The organism is Bartonella tribocorum (assembly GCF_002778015.1).
Classification (GTDB): domain Bacteria; phylum Pseudomonadota; class Alphaproteobacteria; order Rhizobiales; family Rhizobiaceae; genus Bartonella; species Bartonella tribocorum_B.
In genome coordinates this window covers 1-20,651 of sequence record NZ_NJPP01000034.1, presented here as the reverse complement: position 1 = coordinate 20,651, position 20,651 = coordinate 1, and the positions used below count along the sequence as shown (strand labels likewise).

General features: G+C 34.4%; 16 protein-coding genes and 1 pseudogene. 7 read left to right on the top strand and 10 right to left on the bottom strand.

Features of this window, described 5'->3' with window-relative positions:
- Positions 1-349: 349 nt before the first annotated feature.
- From CEV08_RS07755 to hutH, 3 genes are all read right to left on the bottom strand, one after another.
- Positions 350-1,726: an amino acid permease gene (locus CEV08_RS07755; protein ID WP_100131081.1), complete on the bottom strand. Its 1,377-nt coding sequence runs from the start codon at positions 1,724-1,726 to the stop codon at positions 350-352.
- 853 nt (positions 1,727-2,579) lie between these two features.
- Positions 2,580-2,945 carry a hypothetical protein gene (locus CEV08_RS07750; protein WP_100131080.1) on the bottom strand — a complete coding sequence of 122 codons (366 nt, stop codon included), beginning with the start codon at positions 2,943-2,945 and terminating at the stop codon, positions 2,580-2,582.
- A 313-nt stretch (positions 2,946-3,258) separates the two neighbouring features.
- Entirely contained in the window at positions 3,259-4,797 is a 1,539-nt protein-coding gene (gene hutH, locus CEV08_RS07745) for a histidine ammonia-lyase (protein WP_100131079.1), read from the bottom strand.
- A gap of 2,517 nt (positions 4,798-7,314) precedes the next feature.
- Between hutH and CEV08_RS07735 the strand changes: the two genes are divergently transcribed.
- The 4 genes from CEV08_RS07735 (at position 7,315) to parE (ending at position 11,796) form a co-directional block, all read left to right on the top strand.
- Complete coding sequence (locus CEV08_RS07735) at positions 7,315-7,941, top strand: LemA family protein (protein WP_100131078.1); 627 nt, start codon at positions 7,315-7,317, stop codon at positions 7,939-7,941.
- The gene (locus tag CEV08_RS07730; protein WP_100131077.1) at positions 7,941-8,792 is read left to right on the top strand and encodes a TPM domain-containing protein; all 852 of its coding nucleotides are present in this window, start codon (positions 7,941-7,943) and stop codon (positions 8,790-8,792) included. The genes CEV08_RS07735 and CEV08_RS07730 overlap by 1 nt, the downstream gene beginning before the upstream one ends.
- A gap of 122 nt (positions 8,793-8,914) precedes the next feature.
- Positions 8,915-9,652, top strand: coding sequence for a lipoyl(octanoyl) transferase LipB (lipB, locus tag CEV08_RS07725; RefSeq protein WP_100131076.1), 738 nt, complete (start codon positions 8,915-8,917; stop codon positions 9,650-9,652).
- 77 nt (positions 9,653-9,729) lie between these two features.
- A complete protein-coding gene (gene parE, locus CEV08_RS07720; protein WP_100131075.1) occupies positions 9,730-11,796 on the top strand; it encodes a DNA topoisomerase IV subunit B in 2,067 nt (688 codons plus the stop codon).
- Between the two features lie 17 nt (positions 11,797-11,813).
- On the opposite strand, the gene recJ is transcribed toward parE, so the two are convergent.
- A complete protein-coding gene (gene recJ / locus CEV08_RS07715; protein ID WP_100131074.1) occupies positions 11,814-13,598 on the bottom strand; it encodes a single-stranded-DNA-specific exonuclease RecJ in 1,785 nt (594 codons plus the stop codon).
- Positions 13,599-13,882: 284 nt separating this feature from the next.
- Here recJ and rplM point away from each other — a divergent pair, with 284 nt between their 5' ends.
- The 3 genes and pseudogenes from rplM to CEV08_RS10285 all read left to right on the top strand — a co-directional run.
- Positions 13,883-14,347 (top strand): 50S ribosomal protein L13, encoded by a 465-nt coding sequence (gene rplM / locus CEV08_RS07710; protein ID WP_100131073.1) that lies wholly within the window; start codon positions 13,883-13,885, stop codon positions 14,345-14,347.
- Positions 14,348-14,349: 2 nt separating this feature from the next.
- Positions 14,350-14,835: a 30S ribosomal protein S9 gene (rpsI, locus tag CEV08_RS07705; RefSeq protein ID WP_100131072.1), complete on the top strand. Its 486-nt coding sequence runs from the start codon at positions 14,350-14,352 to the stop codon at positions 14,833-14,835.
- Between the two features lie 310 nt (positions 14,836-15,145).
- Positions 15,146-15,325 (top strand): annotated as a pseudogene (locus CEV08_RS10285) (hypothetical protein); the annotation flags it as partial.
- A gap of 128 nt (positions 15,326-15,453) precedes the next feature.
- On the opposite strand, the gene CEV08_RS07695 reads toward CEV08_RS10285, so the two are convergent.
- From CEV08_RS07695 to CEV08_RS07670, 6 genes are all read right to left on the bottom strand, one after another.
- On the bottom strand, positions 15,454-15,819 hold the full coding sequence (locus CEV08_RS07695; RefSeq protein ID WP_012231966.1) for a response regulator: 366 nt from the start codon (positions 15,817-15,819) through the stop codon (positions 15,454-15,456).
- A gap of 549 nt (positions 15,820-16,368) precedes the next feature.
- Positions 16,369-16,707: a hypothetical protein gene (locus CEV08_RS07690; RefSeq protein WP_143434466.1), complete on the bottom strand. Its 339-nt coding sequence runs from the start codon at positions 16,705-16,707 to the stop codon at positions 16,369-16,371.
- Between the two features lie 276 nt (positions 16,708-16,983).
- On the bottom strand, positions 16,984-17,292 hold the full coding sequence (locus CEV08_RS07685; RefSeq protein WP_143434465.1) for a hypothetical protein: 309 nt from the start codon (positions 17,290-17,292) through the stop codon (positions 16,984-16,986).
- A gap of 228 nt (positions 17,293-17,520) precedes the next feature.
- Positions 17,521-17,841, bottom strand: a complete 321-nt coding sequence (locus CEV08_RS07680; RefSeq protein WP_143434464.1) for a hypothetical protein — start codon at positions 17,839-17,841, stop codon at positions 17,521-17,523.
- A gap of 310 nt (positions 17,842-18,151) precedes the next feature.
- Entirely contained in the window at positions 18,152-18,487 is a 336-nt protein-coding gene (locus CEV08_RS07675) for a hypothetical protein (protein ID WP_143434463.1), read from the bottom strand.
- Positions 18,488-18,741: 254 nt separating this feature from the next.
- Positions 18,742-19,044, bottom strand: a complete 303-nt coding sequence (locus CEV08_RS07670; RefSeq protein WP_143434462.1) for a hypothetical protein — start codon at positions 19,042-19,044, stop codon at positions 18,742-18,744.
- Positions 19,045-20,651 lie beyond the last annotated feature (1,607 nt).

The window sequence follows — 20,651 nt, the reverse complement described above, 5'->3', positions numbered from 1 at the left end:
GACCTTTCAAAGCCTTCCCTCATTTTTACCATGAAAATGCACTTTTTACCATTTTTCGTGCTTTTTCCAATTTTAGGTGTCAAAACCTATTTTGACAAAATGCGTATTTAACGCTAAAAATTGTACATAAGAACAACAAATTATCACCTATTTCTAACCAATCCCACCTCTTCCCACTTAATGCAAAAACTACTGTCAAACGACATTAGGCCATTATTATAAGCGATGGCTCATGATAACTTCCAAAGAAAAATCATAATAAATAAATTATTTCTAATTTTGAAAAAATAACGATCAAACACTTGTTTTGTTAAAAAATAAACTTTTTATTTTAACCTCTATTCACAGTTTATTGTAGTTTATTTTTCTTAAAATTATAAAATTTAAGGATATAAAAACAAATAACAAGCCAGATAATCCAACTAAAACCTATAATTAAAACTGGTCGCGTTTCGTCAAAATACCATAAGAGAACAAAAATAAAAACCATAAATAAAATAGAAAAAATCGATCCTATTGGCCAAAATGGGATTGGAAATTTTAAACTATTCTGCACTTCTTTAGACATCTTAATCCGCATAAAAATTTGCGAAAGTAGAATCATCGTCCAAACAAAAACCGTTGCAAATGTTGCCATTGCTGCAATAAGAAAAAAAAGCTTTTCATGATAAAAATAATTAAGGACAGCACCAAGCAAAAAAATAACGAAGATCATTAAAATAACAAAAATTGGTACACCATTTTTTGATAAATATTGAAACTTTTTTAAAGCATAACCTTCCTGTGATAAACCATGTATCATACGACAAGCACCATACATTCCACTATTCATTGCAGAAATAGCTGCTGTAACAACAACAATATTTAAAATATTTGCCGCATATGAAATCCCAAGATTTTCAAAAATGGATACAAAAGGACTATCCAGAAGACCAATCTCATTCCAAGGATAAAGTGACATCAAAATAGCTAACGTCATGACATAAAAAAGCAAAATACGAACTGGAGTAGAATTAATCGCCTTTGAAATCGTTTGATGAGGATTTTGAACTTCCATGACTGCCATTCCAATGATTTCTATGCCACCAAAAGCAAAGACAACAACACTAAAGCAAGCTAAAAAACCAAACCAACCATTGGGAAAAACGCCACCATTTTTCCATAAATTACGAACAGTAACAGTAGAAAAACCCGCTCCATCTCCCCACCCCCAAAAAATAATTGCTATTCCTAAAATGATCATCGCAATGATAGCGATAACTTTAATAGAAGACAGCCAAAACTCTAGTTCACCATAGACTTCTACAGCAGCTAGATTAATACCGGTGATAATTAATGTAATACTCAGTGCCCATACCCAAGGAGCAACATCAGGATACCAAAACCCCATATAAGTCGCAAAAGCTGTAATATCAGCCAAACCAACAAGAATCATCTCAAATACATATGTCCACCCCGTTAAAAAACCCGCTAATGGCGATATGTAATTTGCCGCATAACGAGCAAAAGAACCAGGCAATGGATTATGAAGTATCATCTCACCTAAAGCCCGCATAACCATAAAAATCGCTAAACCAGAAATACAATAGGCAATCAAAACACTGGGACCCGCAAGCTTAATTGCCTGTGCAGAACCATAAAAAAGACCCGTTCCAATAGCAGAGCCAAGAGCTAAAAAAATAACTTGGCGCTTACTCATCCCTCGTTTTAGTTCATTTGTTGCCATTGCTTTCCTTCTTTATTGAAATGTTGACGAAAATCCACACCACAACAACAGCTTTATGATAAATAAAGCCTCATGTTTCTCTTTCGATGATATACGAAGCATTAAAGATAAGCTTCCAGATGCTCTATCTAGGCAATGAAAAACACTCTTATTGCCCATGATCAGCTTTTATAGCCTATCATTTTATTGAAATTACGTGATAATAAAATTTTTTATAATTGTCACTTAATTCATTTTTATATTTTTCTGCAGAAAATGTGGGAATGGATGCAAGATGATATAACATTTTTTCATAAAGGTAATTTATTATTCTACATATTAAATTGGACCATCAATATCATAAAATTCTCTCTTTTCCAAACCTGTTCACATTCAAGCAATCAAAACTTTTTATTTACGCATCATAAGCGAAATTAGTGTGTGGATAAAACATTGTAAAAAAGGAATAAAAATGCCTCTTAACAAACTGTCTCAAGTATAAAAGGCTATCATAATAATTTTGAGAAATGGATTATCTGATAGTGCTGTTTCATTCTTCATAGCATAAAAATAGTAATGCGCTATTAATTTCATAGTTTTCACGAGAATTTTTAGGTTATACCATCTATGGATGCAACCATGAGATGGTTATAAGTATTCCTTTAAAAACAAGCATGTGAGTGCAAAAAAAAGCTGTTTGGCAGAGAAACATATCCCCCACTCATCATCTCCACTGATTTTAAAGCAAATAAATAAAATCTTAAATTAATATCATAACATTTAAGAGGAAAAGACATTAATTTTTCTATTAATGTCAATCTTCTACGCTTTAGTTATGAATTGAGCTCAATACCACGTGACCTTATTTTTAAAACTAACTGATATAGCTTAAATTTTGCCCCTCTTTAAAGGATTGAGAAAGTTTATCTCCAGCCCATATCTTAAGAACTTCAATCACTTTAAACATAAGTTTTCCCAGTAAAAAAGTGACAACTGTAAATATTATCTTTTCAACCATTGGCATAATAAAAGAGCAACTATTTTTTTCACTTCTTTGACCTGAAATATTGACGATAACTCCCCCCGTTCCATGAACAAAAATATCTCTCTCCGGTGTCCGCATAGTAACAAAACCAACCTGTTGAGATCTTCCTCTCGAAAGATTTGCACGAACCTCCATAATTTGCGAAAAACAAATAACGGTTGCCATTAAAATACATAATAGGCGATTTTTAGACATTTATTTCCCCTTTCTTCTATTTTAAATAACATAGAAATTATAAACTATAAAAAAAGAGAAATCCTTAGTAAAAATATTCATTTTATTAAGTAACAGTAAATATAAGATACAATTTTATGAACTTATATAAATTATACTATACCATAAATTTAAAAATATTAAAGATATAAGTCTACAGCAACACAATACATAGCAGCTAATAAATGAGAAAATATTTATAATTATTATGAAGATATATCACTATTTCCCAAATCCCTGTATAAGGAGACCTAATAATTAGGTCTTTTTTCCTTCTTAGACTCAAAAATAAATATTATTTAAATTCGAGTGGAGGAAAAATTGTTCTTGGTAAAACAGATAATAAGTGCCCTTCACGCACAAGTATATGCACTTGATGAAGATCCGGAGCTATATAGCGATCTTCCTTAAGAGAAGCAATATTTTTGCGTAAACATTCCATAACAGACTGCAAAAGAGTACTCGTTTTTAAAGGGGTACGATATTCAATTCCTTGTGCTGCAATAAGCGTTTCAATGCCAATAAGCGTAAAAAGGTTTTCGCTCATTACCAATAACCGACGAGCACCATGGCAAGCCATTGAAACATGATCTTCTTGATTGGCTGAAGTTGGAGTTGAATCAACAGAAGCAGGATAAGCCATTTGCTTATTTTCGGACATTAAAGCTGCTGCTGTTACTTCAGCAATCATGAAACCTGAATTAAGACCTGCATTGTGCGCTAAAAAAGCTGGAAGACCATAAGAAACTGCTGGATCAACCATAAGAGCAATACGCCGTTGAGAAATAGATCCTATTTCACACAAAGCAAGAGCAATCTGATCAGCAGCAAAAGCGACAGGCTCAGCATGAAAATTCCCACCTGATACAATCTCACCATTCCTTAAAATCAACGGATTATCTGTAACAGCATTTGCTTCAATAATCAGTGTTTTTGCTGCTGCTAACAAAATATCAAAACATGCCCCCATAACCTGTGGCTGGCAACGTATACAATAAGGATCTTGAACACGCTCATCACCACGTAAATGTGCAGCACGAATTTCTGAATCCTCTACAAGCTCTTCTAATGTTTTCGATACAGCAATCTGCCCATAATGGCCTCGTAAAATATGGATATCAGGATGAAATGGCGCCGTTGATCCCATGGTAGCGTCTGTCGTTAAAGCCCCTGCTAACAATCCACCACACAATGCCCGATAAGCTCGAAAAAGACCGGCAAGTGCAAGTGCTGTTGAGGTTTGCGTCCCATTAATAAGAGCAAGGCCTTCCTTTGCCTCTAAAATAATAGGGGTCAATCCCGCTTTCTCTAAAGCAAGCGCTCCGCTCATACGAATATTTTGAAAAAATGCTTCTCCTTCTCCTATCATAACAGCAGCCATATGAGCAAGTGGAGCAAGATCACCAGAAGCGCCAACAGATCCTTTTTCTGGAACGACAGGAATGACGCCCTTCGCAAGCATATTTTCTAGCAAATTTACCAACTCTAAGCGAACCCCAGAGGCCCCTCTTCCCAAAGAAATAAGCTTTAAGCTCATCATCAAACGCACAATATTTTCAGCGAGAGGATCTCCTACCCCGCAACAATGGGACAAAATAAGATTTCTCTGTAAAACAGTGACCTTATCGGCATCAATTTTAATGGAAGCCAATTTTCCAAAACCAGTATTAATACCGTACACCGGTTTACTTCCAGCAGCAATTTCAGCGATACGCTGCGCTCCTTTCTCGATAGCTGAATGCGTATCATTATGAAGTTTACTCACTTCACCATTAAAATAAATAGCTTCAAGTTCGCTAAGCGTTACCTCGCCTGGTTTCAGTATAATCGTCATAATTTTCTTTCTTATCTAACTAAAGTGTAATTCTTAACATTATTGATCCTTCTGTAAAACAGAAAAGATATCATCACTCTTTAAACGAAAATACTCTTAAAAATTATTCTTTAGAATCAAGGATATGAATTTAAAATAATAAGAGTGAATTAGTATAATGACAATCTAACTTACTCATATCAAATCATTGAATAAGAGAGCGAACATCTTAATATTCTCTCATTCCAAATCTGTTTATATTAAATTAATCAAAACCATATTGCTTGCAAGCCACAAGCGAGATTGGCATGATGAGTGAGACTGTACAAGAAAAAGACTAAAAATGCCCTCCTCTTATGAAGAGTGTCAAAGACTGTCCAACATTGGGAGACAGCAAAAGTGTGATGATACCGGCTAGCTCTTTTATTACGCGTAACGATGGGGGACACAATGAATTTATCATTAAACTATTCCCGCTAAATTTATGAAAAAGCTTAGAGCGATAGCTGTTATAATCTATCATAATGACAAACATTAAACTTTCCTTTGAAGATAGAGCAGATTTTTCGCTGAAATTTTATGGAAAATTAAAAAACTTATTCAAAACATCAATAGCAGAGAAAAAACTGAACTTTTTGGCCACTTCTCACATTTGTATTTAAAGCGCTAGATTGAAACTGAAAATCATATTTCAGTAAAACCACACACAAAAGGAACGAACTTGATATTTAAAAGAGAAAATAAAGGCGATTTTCTTATATCAAAAAAATCATTAACATATTGTTTTTATATTATATCTTAAAAAAGAGAAATGTTTTATACAACATATTTCTATTTTGCCTTTTTATTATGTTGAACCTGAATTTAGAGATAATTTTAAATGAATCAGTTTTTTAAGTCCTTTACCCCCCTTTTTTGAGCTTTCACAGTCATTTCAAAGCCTTTTACCCTTTTTACGAGAAAATTCTAATTATGATAATTTTGGGTATTTCTTTCAGTTTTGGGCTGTAAAAATCTATTTGAACAAAACTTTAAGAGTAAAAATAAGCATAAAAATAAAGAATTCCCCTCTTTCTATTCAATCTCCCTCTTCCTACTGAAGGTACAAATCTGCAAATTACAGTAAAGATATTCTTCCTTAAATGCCATAAGGCAATTCATAAGTTTTCTGTTGAGAACTCTCACATGTTAAGCGGACAATAAAGATCAGATGTAATGAAGCATCAGTTAAGTGCAAAAGGAAAAAAGCTGTTTTTTCCCTCAAAACGTGCCTTCATCATGCGAGAATTTCCTGAATATCACCTACTCTGATGCACTAAAACTAGCAAAAGCAATCACCAATATCAGATTATCTCGCATACATATAAAGCTCACGCCGATACAAAAGCTCCAAATTTCTCTGCACTTCATATTGTTTTATCAATGCAATCAATTGCTACAAATATTCTTCCCCATGGTGCGCAATAGCGTGTCGCGCTTGCGGTAAAGAGTGGTTTATTCTAATAATAAGCTTCAGACAAAATCTTCATCGTCCAATTGTGTGTATGGAAAAAAATCTTTTCTGTCTTTGCCCCAAAGCCATCACTCATTTTCTGTAAAAAATCAAAATTATGATAATCACAAAAATAATTTAGACTCATTTTTTCTAATAATGTCTCATAATCCTCTAGAAATTCGCTATGCTTAAAATCGCAATTATTCWAAACAACCGCCATTATACCATCAGTTCGGAGTTTGAATGATACAGCGCAAAGCAACTGAGGGTAATCCATCCACTGAAATGCCTACAATGCAATCATAAAATCAACCTCGCCTCTTTGGAGCAATAGACTTTCGATTTAATCTTGAGACCACTGCACAAAAGGAAAATTTCTTCATCCCTGCTTAAATCATATTTGCCGATACGATTGATAGCGTGATATCGGTGCTCATTCCCTAACAGTTTAAAAATCCTCTCTCATGCAATGCCTGTCCCCGCCCTTACATCCACGACAGGCAAATGCTTTTTGTTCTTAAAAGAAAGAAGCATAGTCTTATGATACGGTAAGAGGGATGTGCGTATGATAGTGATCATAACCATCAGCTAATCCATCAAACTTTTCACTTTGGGGTTAAAAGCTTTACAATATAGGATTTTTCCGATTCCTCACAATTATTAATATCCATAATTTAAAAGCTTTCTTATCCAATCGGTTAAACAGGGTCTTCTAAAAGGAGGGTCCAAAGGAGGGAAAATGAAATTTTCCTCTACCTTTTTGTTTATATTCTCCCCTTCTCCAATTGTTATCTGCAACATTCTGAAACAAAAAAATACTATAATCTTCCGTAAGGATAATTGATATGAATATTATTGATTTTTTATAAGATGACATCTATATTTTCTTTATTATTTTCATATCAATAAGTCACTGAAATGTGCTAAAGACGCAATAATATATCAATTTATTGATAATAATGTTTGTTTATAAAATTCAAAATACTTTCCACCAAGAAGCTAAACCCTATATAATTACATAAAATATTTGTGGAGACTTCTTTATGTTAAATGTACAAACTTTTTCAATGTTTAAAATATTAAAACAATTTTCGATTATTATTTTTTTGGCAGGGTTAGTACCATTTTTAAGTGGCTGCGGATTTAATACGATACCAACAAATGAAGAAAAAGCACACGCAGCGTGGAGTGAAGTGCTCAATCAATATCAACGCCGTACAGATCTCATCCCCAATCTCATAGAAACAGTTAAAGCTTACGCCGCCCATGAACAAAGCGTTTTCACAAATGTCATTGAAGCACGTTCCAAAGCAACGCAAATCAACATTAATGCAGATATGCTGAATAATCCAGAAGTTATGCAGCAATATCTCAAAAATCAAGCAAATTTATCAAGTGCACTTTCGCGGCTTATGGCGGTTGTCGAAAAMTATCCAGATCTTAAAGCAAATCAGAACTTTCTTTCGCTTCAATCACAGTTAGAAGGAACAGAAAAMCGTATCTCCGTTGCACGCCGCGATTATATCGAAACAGTCCGTGCCTACAATACTGCACTCAAAACAATGCCGACAATGATTTGGGCAAAATTATGGTTTCGTGATGCTAAACCGATGCCAACTTTTACCATCGATACGGATAACCAACAAACACCAAAGGTTAATTTTAATTAATGAAACCATTTCAACGCTCTATACAATGTCGTTTTTTTCTATGTTTATGGATTCCTTTAAGCATTCTATACTTGATCATTGCATTGGGAAATGTCACTTACGCACACACTAAGTTTCCTCCCTTAACTGGCTATATAAACGATACGGCTCATTTACTTGATCATGCAACAAAAAGAAATTTAACAGAAGAGCTCGCTGCCCTCGAAGAAAAAACGGGAGATCAAATTGTTCTTGTAACGCTCCCTACTCTTTCAGGCAATGATATAGAGTCTTACAGTAATTCTCTTTTTCGTACGTGGAAGTTAGGTCAAAAACAGATTAATAACGGTGTACTAATCGTCATTGCACCGAATGAATGTGAAGCACGTATTGAGGTAGGCTACGGTCTGGAAGGAGAACTAACAGATGCCATTTCCTCTGTCATCATTAATAGCTTCATGATTCCTAATTTTCGTGAAGGAAATTATCAAAAAGGAATTGTCGAATCTGTCCATACAATTATCAAAGTGATCACACAAAGCGATGCTGATTTTTCTTTTCGAATCAATCAAAAAGCTAAAGCTGTTGAAGAACAACGTAAACAAGCTGCAAGAGAAGAAATGATTATAAATACAATCTTGTTTTTCATTCTCTTTATAGCAATTGGTTTGCCCATTTTGGCTGTGATTTTTGGTCAGAAAATAGGTCCACGAAAATATCTTTGGCTGGGTATTGTTTTTACACCTTGGTTTTTAAACTTAAATACAAGCGGTAGAGGTTCTGGCAGAATCTTTGGTGGACATTCAAGAGGAGGAGGATTCAGAGGGGGGGGTGGATCATCAGGTGGTGGCGGTGCAACAGGAAGATGGTAAAACGAGCGTAACGATTTTTTTTAATAAAATTCATTGCACTTCTCATAAACTGTCTTCTATCTTATGCTTTTGTTATTTTTCTAATCACAGTACAAACTCAAACATTAAGATAAATATTGCCAATGACATTTGAATTGAAACATAGAGATCGTAGTCACTTATCACATCATTTTAATGCAATTTTAGGAAATCCACCCGTTGAATGGAAAATAAGTGATCATTTTGTTGAGTATCCAGAAGCGCTGCGTTATATGCAAGAACGTGTAGAAAAAATTCTTGCAAAAACTGCACATGAACAGGTTTGGCTTCTTGAACATCCTTCCCTTTATACAGCGGGTACGAGTGCGAATAAAAAGGACCTTTTAGCGCCTCATTTATTCCCTGTTTATGAAGCAGGACGGGGGGGAGAATTTACATATCACGGTCCAGGACAGCGTATTGCTTATATTATGCTTGATCTTAAACGCCGAAAACAAGACATTCGTGCTTTCATCAGTGCATTAGAAGAATGGATCATACAAATGCTTGCAAACTTTAATATTAAAGGCGAACGCAGAGAAGATCGCGTTGGTGTCTGGGTTAAACAGTCTCATTGCCCATCAAAACAAAAGGATCTTTCTTCCGAAGATAAAATTGCAGCGATTGGCATTCGAGTGCGCAAATGGATAAGTTTTCATGGCGTTTCGATCAATGTTAATCCTAATCTAGCCCATTATTCAGGGATTGTTCCTTGTGGAATTACAAAACACGGTGTAACAAGCTTTCTTGATCTAGGGTGCTCTGTAACAATGCATGATATTGATATTGCTCTCAAACACGCTTTTGAACAAATTTTTGGTCCAACAATTGATGTTTCCTAAACGCATTGATTTTGAAATAAAAAACAGGCATAAAATTTATTTTAATAAATATTTTATAAGGTAGATAGTTAAACGCTATGAGCGATAACAACAAAGATCTTTTTAGTATTTTAAATAAAGCCCAATCTCGGCTAAATACAAAAGAAAGCACTCTGCAATCTCCAATGCAATCAAAAGCAACAATTTCAAAAAAAAGTGCAAGAAATACGCAAGAAGACGATTATAATGCCCTCTCTATTCGCGTACTTGAGGGGTTAGAGCCTGTACGTTTACGCCCTGGAATGTATATTGGTGGAACAGACAGCAAAGCCCTTCACCATTTATTTGCCGAAATTATTGATAACGCGATGGATGAAGCTGTTGCTGGTTATGCAGACTCCATTGAAGTCTCTTTAGATAGGAATGGTTATATAACCGTTACAGATAATGGACGCGGTATTCCTGTCGAAAATCATCCTCAAATGCCGGACAAATCCACTCTTGAAGTTATTATGACACAACTTCACTCCGGAGGAAAATTTGATGGTAAAGCTTATCAAACCGCAGGCGGACTTCATGGAGTAGGAATTTCTGTCGTCAATGCTCTTTCTGATGATATGGAAGTTGAAGTTGCACGAGAACGAAAACTTTACCGCCAACGCTTCTCACGCGGTATTCCTCAATCTGAATTGGAAGATTTGGGGGATGTTTATAATCGTCGTGGTACACGCGTTCGTTTTCATCCTGATCGTGAAATTTTTGGTGAAAAAGCAGCTTTTGATCCAGAAAAAATTTATAAGATGGCGTGCTCTAAAGCCTATCTTTTTGGCGGGGTAAAAATTCGCTGGACTTGTGATCCCATCATACTCGAAGGCGTAAAAAATATTCCTGAAAAAGCTGTTTTTCATTTTCCCAATGGGCTTAAAGATTATTTACTTGCATCATTAAAAGATGAATACCGCGTAACGTCAGAAATTTTTTCTGGTAAAACACAACAAAATAGTGGCCATGGCTCTGTTGAATGGGCTATCGCTTGGCATGGTGGTGATCCTTGTGTGCAATCTTACTGTAATACGATTCCTACAGGAGAAGGTGGAACACACGAAATAGGATTACGTCAAGCTCTTTTACGTGGATTGAAATCTTACGCTGAGTTAATAGGAAATAAGCGCGCAGCAATCATCACGTCTGACGATATTATGATTTCAACAGCCGCAATACTTTCTGTCTTTATCAGTAATCCTGAATTTGTTGGACAAACAAAAGATCGATTAGCAACCATTGAAGCTCAGCGTATTGTTGAAAGTGCAATCCGCGATCCTTTTGATCATTGGTTGGCAAATTCCCCACAAGAAGCAACAAAACTTCTTGATTGGGTTATTGAACGTGCTGAAGAACGTGTTAGACGACGCCAAGATAGAGAAATAAGTCGAAAAACTGCTGTCCGTAAATTACGTCTGCCCGGTAAACTTGCAGATTGTAGCCAAAACCATGCTGCGGGTGCTGAATTATTCATTGTTGAAGGGGATTCGGCAGGAGGATCGGCCAAACAAGCGAGAAATAGAGCAAATCAAGCGATTTTACCTCTTCGTGGTAAAATCTTAAATGTCGCCAGTGCAGCACACGAAAAAATGAACTCAAGCCAAACAATTAACGATCTTATCCTTGCTCTTGGATGTGGAACACGCTCTAAATATCGTGAAAAAGATCTCAGATATGAACGTATTATCATCATGACAGATGCTGATGTTGATGGTGCTCATATTGCGTCACTGCTCATTACCTTCTTCTTTCAAGAAATGCCTGATCTTATTCATCAGGGACATTTATATCTCGCCGTTCCTCCCCTTTATAGAATATCGCAAGGAGGAAAAGTTTCTTATGCACGCGATGATATCCATAAGGATGAATTGCTCAAAACTGAATTTACGGGAAAAGCTAAAATTGAAATCGGGCGTTTTAAAGGGCTTGGTGAAATGCGTGCAGAACAACTTAAAGAAACAACAATGCATCCTCAAAAACGCACATTGCTTCGTGTTTCTATTGATGCCGTAGAAATGCAAGAAACAAAAAAGACTGTAGAAAGTCTCATGGGAACAAAGCCAGAAGCACGATTTCGTTTCATACAAGAAAATTCCACTTTTGCTTCTAATTTAGACATCTAATGTAAAAAATACCTCTTTTAAACCACTGCAGCAGCGTCAATCACGCGCAGTTGCGGATTGATCATTCCATTCCAATAATTCAAACTAAGATGACCAGCTAAATGAATCATTTCACCAATATTTTTCGACAGAAAGTCACCAAGTGCTGTCCCTACTGCACGAAAAGCTATTCCTTGCAGTTTTTTGCCTTCCACATTAGATACAATGAGGCGAAGGTGTCCTTTACCAACCTCAGATAAATTTATTAATCGATGAGAGGGTAGAACAAAAACAGGTGTTGCATTCCCCGTCCCAAAAGGCCCCGCCTTTTCAAGCAACTCAAAGAGTGCTTGATTAACACCAGAAGCAGAAAGAGAACCATCTATACTAAGAGACTTTTTTGCATGCAATTGTGAAACCATTACAGAAACTTTTTCTTCTAGCCATTTTCGAAAAGTTTCAATTTTTGCCGATTGAATTGTAATTCCTGCTGCCATACTATGCCCCCCTCCTTTTTCCAAGAAATCGAGTGTAACAGCTTCACGAACGAGTGCTCCTAAATTTATGCCATTAATTGAACGCCCTGACCCTACGCCACTTCCATCTTCTTTCAAAGCAATAGCAAAAACAGGACAAAAAAAACGCTCTTTGAGGCGTGAAGCAAGAATACCAATAATTCCTGGATGCCATTCTTGATGAGAAATAACAAGTGACAACGGTGTTTCTTGATCTTTATAAAGAGAAGCAATGTAAGATTCCGCTTGTGCTAATTGAATGTTCTCCATTTCTTGGCGTTCTTGATTAAGCCGATCTAATTGTTCTGCTATTCTGTCTGCTTCATCTTTATTCTCACAGCTCAGCAAACGTGCTCCCAAAGCTTGGTCACCAATGCGCCCTCCTGCATTAATTCTAGGACCTAACAAAAAGCCTAAATGAAAACTATTAAGGGGCTCCCCTATCCGTGCAACCTTTGTTAAAGCTGCTATCCCTAGATTATGCATAGAACGAGCAACTTGCAGCCCTTTTGCCACAAAAGCACGGTTAACCCCCTGTAATGGAACAACATCACATATGGTTGCCAATGCAACAAGATCAAGCATACTGAGAAGATCAGGCAGCTTCCCTTCGAATTGCTTTTTCCGCAACAAATGATGAACCCAAGCTAAGGTAACAAAGACAACGCCCGCTGCACATAAATGGCCCTGTTCAGAAAAATCATCAGGGCGATTAGGATTGACAAGAGCAACAGCTTCTTGATGAATCTCTGACATTTGATGATGATCTAAAATCACAACATCAGCCCCTGCAAGCCTCGCCGCTTTTACAGCATCTGGACTATTTGCACCACAATCAACAGTAATAATTAAACGAGCCCCTTCTTGCACGAGCATTCTCATTGCTTGTTCATTCGGTCCATAGCCTTCAACAATACGATCAGGAATATAAATTTTGACTTCAATCCCAAAATAACGAAAAAAACGTGCTATGAGTGCTGATGCGCATGCACCATCAACATCATAATCACCAAAAACAGCAACCTGTTCTTGATTGAGAAGAGCCTTAACAATACGCTCTGCTGCGCATTGCATATCTCTAAAACTTTCTGGATCCGGCATAAGCGTTCGCAATGTTGGGTTAATAAAAGCAACAGCTTCAGTTTCATCCACATTTCTTGCTGAAAGGACTCGCGCCAATTGATCTGGAAAACCAAACTTTTGGGAAATAGCACGCGCATTATTTATCCCTTGAAGATCAAGAGCATCTAACCAAGCTTGACCACAAGCAGAAGATTCAACATTGAGAAAATAACGAGACAGCTGCATCGTCATTTACTTTATAATGAAGATTAATAAAATACAATCATGCGTTAAAGATAAAGTAGCCTTTCATTTTAAGTTTAAAGTGTCCATAAACTTAACTCAATGAGGTACTATAATACCTCACTCATAACATACTGTTTTATAAAGTTTTTATTTTCTCTTGACGTCAATCAAAAGACATTATATCAGAGGAATTAATACGCGTTAAATATTTCGCTGTGCTCATAATTTTCAACGCAAACATAAAATTTCCCTCATGATAGAGGGCTTTAATTAAAGGATCTTCTATGGCAACTTTTTCACAAAAGCCAACTGAAGTGGTAAAAAAATGGGTTATTATTGACGCTGAAAACCTTGTTTTAGGGCGTCTTGCCACATTTGTTGCAAACCGCTTACGTGGCAAACATAAAGCTACATTTACGCCACATGTTGATGATGGTGACAACGTTATTGTCATCAATGCCGACAAAATAGCTCTTACCGGCAAAAAATATACAGATAAAAAATATTATTGGCATACCGGCTATATTGGTGGAATTAAAGAACGTACAGCACGTCAGCTTCTTGAAGGACGTTTTCCTGAGCGCGTTGTTGAAAAAGCTGTAGAACGTATGATTCCGCGTGGCCCTCTTGGTCGCCGTCAATTGAAGAATCTCCGTGTTTATGCTGGAAACCAACATCCGCATGAAGCACAACAGCCCGAGTCTCTTGACGTTGGTGCTTTAAACCGCAAAAACAAAAGGATTGCTTGATTATGGCTGAAATTAATTCTCTTTCTGAACTTAGCATGGTAACAAGTATTACAGAACCCCATGAAAATGTCGTGCCTGTTCACGTGCAAAAGCTTGATTCTCAAGGGCGTGCCTATGCAACAGGAAAACGAAAAGATGCTATTGCTCGCGTATGGATTAAACCTGGTTCTGGAAAAATTATCATTAACAACAAGGAATTTGACAAATATTTCGCGCGTCCTGTTCTGAGAATGATTCTTCGTCAACCAATTGTTGCAACAAATAGGGATACCCAATTTGATATTATTGCAACCGTTGCAGGTGGTGGTCTTTCCGGACAAGCTGGTGCAGTGCGCCATGGCATTTCCAAAGCTTTAACCTATTACGAACCAGAACTTCGCCCAATTTTGAAAAAAGGGGGATTTCTTACCCGCAATAGCCGTGTCGTTGAACGTAAAAAATACGGTAAAGCAAAAGCGCGCCGTTCTTTCCAATTTTCAAAACGTTAATTTCAACTTTTTTGCAATATTACAATATATAGAGCCCCGTTTTCATCGGGGCTTTTTTCATCTTTCTAAATTTTTCCCCTGCTAAAACAGACTTTTAAATGAATGTAGGAACAAATCTATACCGATTAGAAAAAACAAGAATACAAAACAACGACTTCTCTTAAGACAAAAACCAAGAAAAATAGACCGAAAAAATTCAAAACTTCCATTTTGAGCGATCTTGCGCGTATAAAACGTTGTAAAATAGTACAATAACTTTTCTTATGTGTACTCCGTAATTTTCTCTCTTTTATGCCACAATGAGTTTTTTATACGTAAGAGTTTTAAGCAGGCTATATGTAGTGTGGCTTTAACAATTTCCTTAACAGCATGTGGGAAGCGTTTAGAAAAAAATATTTCAACAACATATGATGGAACAATGAGTTGCACCGATATTCAACGGGAGTTTTTTACTAATAAACATCAGATTAATGATATAATTATTGCCGAGTCAATTTTTAAAATCTGTTTTACTAACTTGAATACATCCACGCGCTAAAGCACAAAAATATTTGCACAATAACTTTAGCAATCTTATAAGCATTTTCAATGTCTTTTTCTATCATCACTTAACAAAGTTCAGTCCACAAAATGTTTTACCATTGTGATAAAATGAGGGACAGAAATAGGTTTTGACATATATTCTTCACATCCACTGGCACGAATTCGTTCCTCATCCCCCTTCATAGCAAAAGCTGTTACAGCAACAACGGGGATTGATCGAAGTTCCTCATCTTCTTTTAATTGTTTAATAACATCTATTCCTGATACCTCAGGCAACTGAATATCCACAAGGATAAGAGATGGCATCGTTGAACGTGCCAAATCTAACGCCATAAGACCATTACGTGTTTCAACAGTCTCATAGCCACTCGCTTCTACAAGATCACGGAATAACTTCATATTAAGTTCATTATCTTCCACGATCATGACTTTTTTTGACATTCGTATAACTCCACCCTTCTCAGATAAAATAGAAAAATAGAAATCAATCCATATTTTCTTTTCTTAAGATAAAATGATAAAAAAAAATTGTAAACCACAAAGAGAATAACAGCTTCCAATAAAAGCATTTTTTGCAAATATTTATAAGATGAATCACTATATTTTTTCGATTCATAAGAATAAAATCCACAATAACCGTAAGACCGTTTTACCATATACTTTTTGAGTTGAAATGCAAAGTTTACGGATATCTCAATGAATGCATAAGCATTTTCATCATAGAAAAGCGATCAATCACAATAATGAACTCAAATGTACATTTTGAAGGGAAAAAACTACGTAACCTTTGAAAGTCGCTGATTTTTAAATTTAATGCACCCTATACTGCCACCCCCTAAACAGTATTTTAATGATATAAAAGGATAAATTTATTAATATCATTAAAATTAAAAAATAAATAAACCGTGATTAAACATCACGGTTTATTTAATATAAAAAATCCAACAACAGAACAACTTAAAGTTCATTAAGCCAATACACTTTAACTCATTACGGTAAAAGCCATAAACCATATATAGCATCATTAAGTATTTTTGCATTCGGGTCTTTAGGAACCGGACGAGAGAAATAATATATCACATATGATAACGCGCCAAAAAGCGATGCCGTAAAAGCCATAAAAGTCGCAACCTTTTTGATATTTTTCTCAGCACTTTTCTCATCACCCTGTTTTCCAAGTGTGCTAATAATCATATCAAGATCTTTAATGGCACCATTTCCTCGTGTCATGATAGAAATGAAACCTGTATCTCGAAGTTTACTACTTAAAGAACCAGCATTAACACCTAAAACCTGTGAAAAGAAAATAGCCATTACAACGATATACAATACTTAAATATTTTCATCATAAACACCTATTATAACATTTAATAAAATAAAATTTATTAACTGCGCCTCTAAACAAAAAAACATAGCATTATTTATCGATAAAACATATTTACCTCACAAAAAGAACATAACACGATCTAATTATAACTATTATTTTGCGTTACAAAATAATATATTAAACAACGCTTTCAATATTTTAATTTGTTTTTATTGTAATTTATCTTTATAAATATATATAATTAAATATCATAATGTTGTTTTGTATATACAATGTTTTTAGTACACCAGCTTTCGAAAGAACATAGTAATGGCAAATATAATAAAACCAACCCCGCCCAAAAGCGCTGACTCCATCCCTATAAGCCCCACAACCCTTTGGATATTTTTCTCAGCACCCTGTGCTCCAAATTGGCGAATAACCATATCAGCAGCTTTAATAACTCCATTTTCTTGTGTCATAACAGAAATGAGACCTGTATCCTGAAATTTACTATTTAAAGAACCAGCATTAACACCTAAAACCTGTGAAAAGAAAATAGCCATTACAACGATATACAATATACAATACTTAAATATTTTCATCATAATTACCTACTTGTAATACGAAAAATAAATCCTATTCACCGCACCCCTAAAAAATACCGCATTATCCATATATATCCTACAAGCACAACGACATAATACAAAATTTTAATTATAAATTAATTCTAATTTATCACTTGGTATTTGAAGCCCACACAGTTTAATTAGATTTAATGTTTTCAATTATTTAATATATTATTTTATAAAACTAGGCAAATCTGACACATCCTATTATCCGTCTCCTTCTAACGACAACGCCACAGAGCTCCCTATAGCCCACAGCATTTGCGACCACACCATAATGAACGCTGGGAAAAACACATTTTGGACATTTTCCTTAGCATCCTGTTCTCCAAGTGGGCGAATAATCATATCAACAGCTTCAGTGGCTCCATTTTCGGCTCCATTTTCTTGTTTTTGTATCATGACAGAAATGAAGCCTGTACCTTGAAGTTTATCGCTTAAAAAACCGGCATTAACACCTAAAACCTGTGAAAAGAAAATAGCCATTGCAGCGATATATAATACACAATACTTAAATATTTTCATCATAATCACCTATATAATATTAAGAATAATATTTATATACCCCCCTAAAAAACACCGCATTACCTATATATTTTACGAGCACAAAGTATAACACAAAACGACAATTAAGTTTTGTGTTATACAGTATTGAAAATCAAACAACGCATATTAAGTTTGACATTGCCAATTACTCATTTGTTTTTATTTTATCTATAAACATATACGATTAAACATTATAACGTTATTTTTATGAGTAGCTAGATAAGCACTTTTTAAACTTACAGATAACCCAAAAAAAGTATCTTATTTATACAAACAATACAATGTTTTTGTCTTACATTAGTACTCTATCAGCCGGAATCAAGAAAACTGGTATTATACCCAATTGACCAAAAAACGCTGACAACCATTCCCAAAACCCACCCCCTTGGGTTCCTTCCCCTTGGGTTCCTTCTTCTTGGGTTCCTTCTTCTTGGGTTCCTTCCGTACCCTGCGAGCTAACAACCACATTAGCAGCTTCAGTGCCTCCATTTTCTTGTGTCACGACAGAAATGAAACCTGTATCTTGAAGTTTACTACTTAAAGAACCGGCATTAACACCTAAAACCTGCGAAAAGAAAATAGCCATTGCAATGATATACAACACACAATGCTTAAATATTTTCATCATAATCACCTATTGTAATATTAAAAAAAATTTATTCATCATATCCCCTAAACGAAAAAATACAGCATTGTCTACGACAGCCCATATTTTCTTATAAAAAAAGGATATATACAAAATTTAATTATCATTTTGTATTGAATTGCCCGTATAATACATTAAATTTAACGTTGTCAATATCCAATTTGTTTTTATTCATATAAAATTTATAGATAATTTAAAAAAGTATTTTATTTATACAATAATACAATGTTTTTGTCTCACAATGCTCCTCCGATAAGCGGAAAAACAAGAGAAGACAGTGCAGCAATTATACCCCACAATAGTGAACCCAACGTCAGTAGCATCCCAACTTTTTGGATATTTTCCTCAGCACTCTGTTCTCCAAGTGGGTTAATAATCATATCAACGGCTTCAGTGGCTCCATTTTCTTGTGTCATGACAAAAATGAAGCCTGTATCTTGAAGTTTATCGCTTAAAGAATCGACATTAACACCTAAAACCTGTAAAAAAATAGCCATTGCAGCGATATATAATACACAATACTTAAATATTTTCACCATAACCACCTAATATAATATGAAAAATAAATTTTATTTACTGTACCCCTAAAAAAACACCACATTATCTATATATCTTACAAGCATAACAATATAACATAAAATTCTAGTTAATAAATTATTTTAATTGTCGTTTTGTGTTGCATTGTATTAATTATTCATATAATGTGCATTAGATTAATTTATAAATTATTTGATTTGTTTTTTATTGCGCATAATATTTTTATCCTATTATAGATTTAGAAGGAATAGCTAAGCAAATAAAAAATAATGTAACCGCAAATCTAGCTCTTTGATTAGAAAAGCTAAACAGGGTAAAATTAAGATACAACACTGATGAACCCAGCAAGTTTAATTCATAAAGCCATTGAACATTTCAACAACTTTACTGCGGTTCATTTCTAGAGATTCGTAGAATAGCCACAGTTTAAGTTCATTATCTTTCTTCCACAATCATGATTTTTTAAGATTAGTCAGCTCTACACTCTATCTCAGGTGAAATAGAGAGATGGAAACCAAACTACATTCTCTCTCCAACTAAGGATTAAAAAGATAAAAAAATGTAAACCGCAAAGAAACGAAATAAAGCCTAATAAAGGTATTTTTTGGCAAATATTTGTAATGCTTAGCATTATGTTTTTTAGTTTATCAAAATGAACTCCACAATAGTCATAAACTTATATTATTCAATATTTTTATATCATCGTATATTTTTGAGTGGATATGCAAAATTCATAGCTATCTAATGCCCCCAATAAACCCACAAGTATTTTCATTGTAGAATAAGTTATCAATCACAACAATTAACTCAAGTACGCATTTTGAAGAAAAAAACTTGCGTAATTTTGAGATGCATAGATTAATTGAGCTGTAAGCAATCGGTAATTTATATACCAAATCAAAAATTCACTTCTGTGATCTTATATTATATCAAACACTTTTGTTTTATATCAATACGAGCGATGCAATAATAAATCAAAATAGAACTTATCTATGAATTTTAAACAAAACTTTAGAATGAACTACCCATGCTATTAATGCATTGTTAAATGCAAAAGCTGTCACAACACTGGAAAATAAGCCCCATTATAAATACTAATATCGCTACAGCATTCATTTTTTATTGATTTTTTCTGTTTTATATAATTTTTCAAAAAATTTGGTCAGAAGATATGAATGACAGGCAAAAAAGTTCTCAATTTTTTCAACCTCGATATCAGAAATCACATTATTTTCATCATTGATAATCGCAAACATATGATCATTATCAGTATATTTTACAATATCTAATTAAAACATTAATTTTGTTTATTGAAAAAGAAGCTGTCTGGATTTATTTTTGTCTTCATTTCTTTAGCCAAAATTAAAAACATAATTTTATTAATAACATATCTCATAATCTATATAGAAAGATAATTAAATAAAATTGATTATAATATTATACTAAACAAATATTATAAATAATTAATAAATTTATTATAAATAAACTAAGTAAAATATTATTTAATAAATAATACAACATTTAATAAATATATTTATAATATATAATACTACATAAGATAATATTTAATAAATATATTTATAATATATAATACTACATAAGATAATAT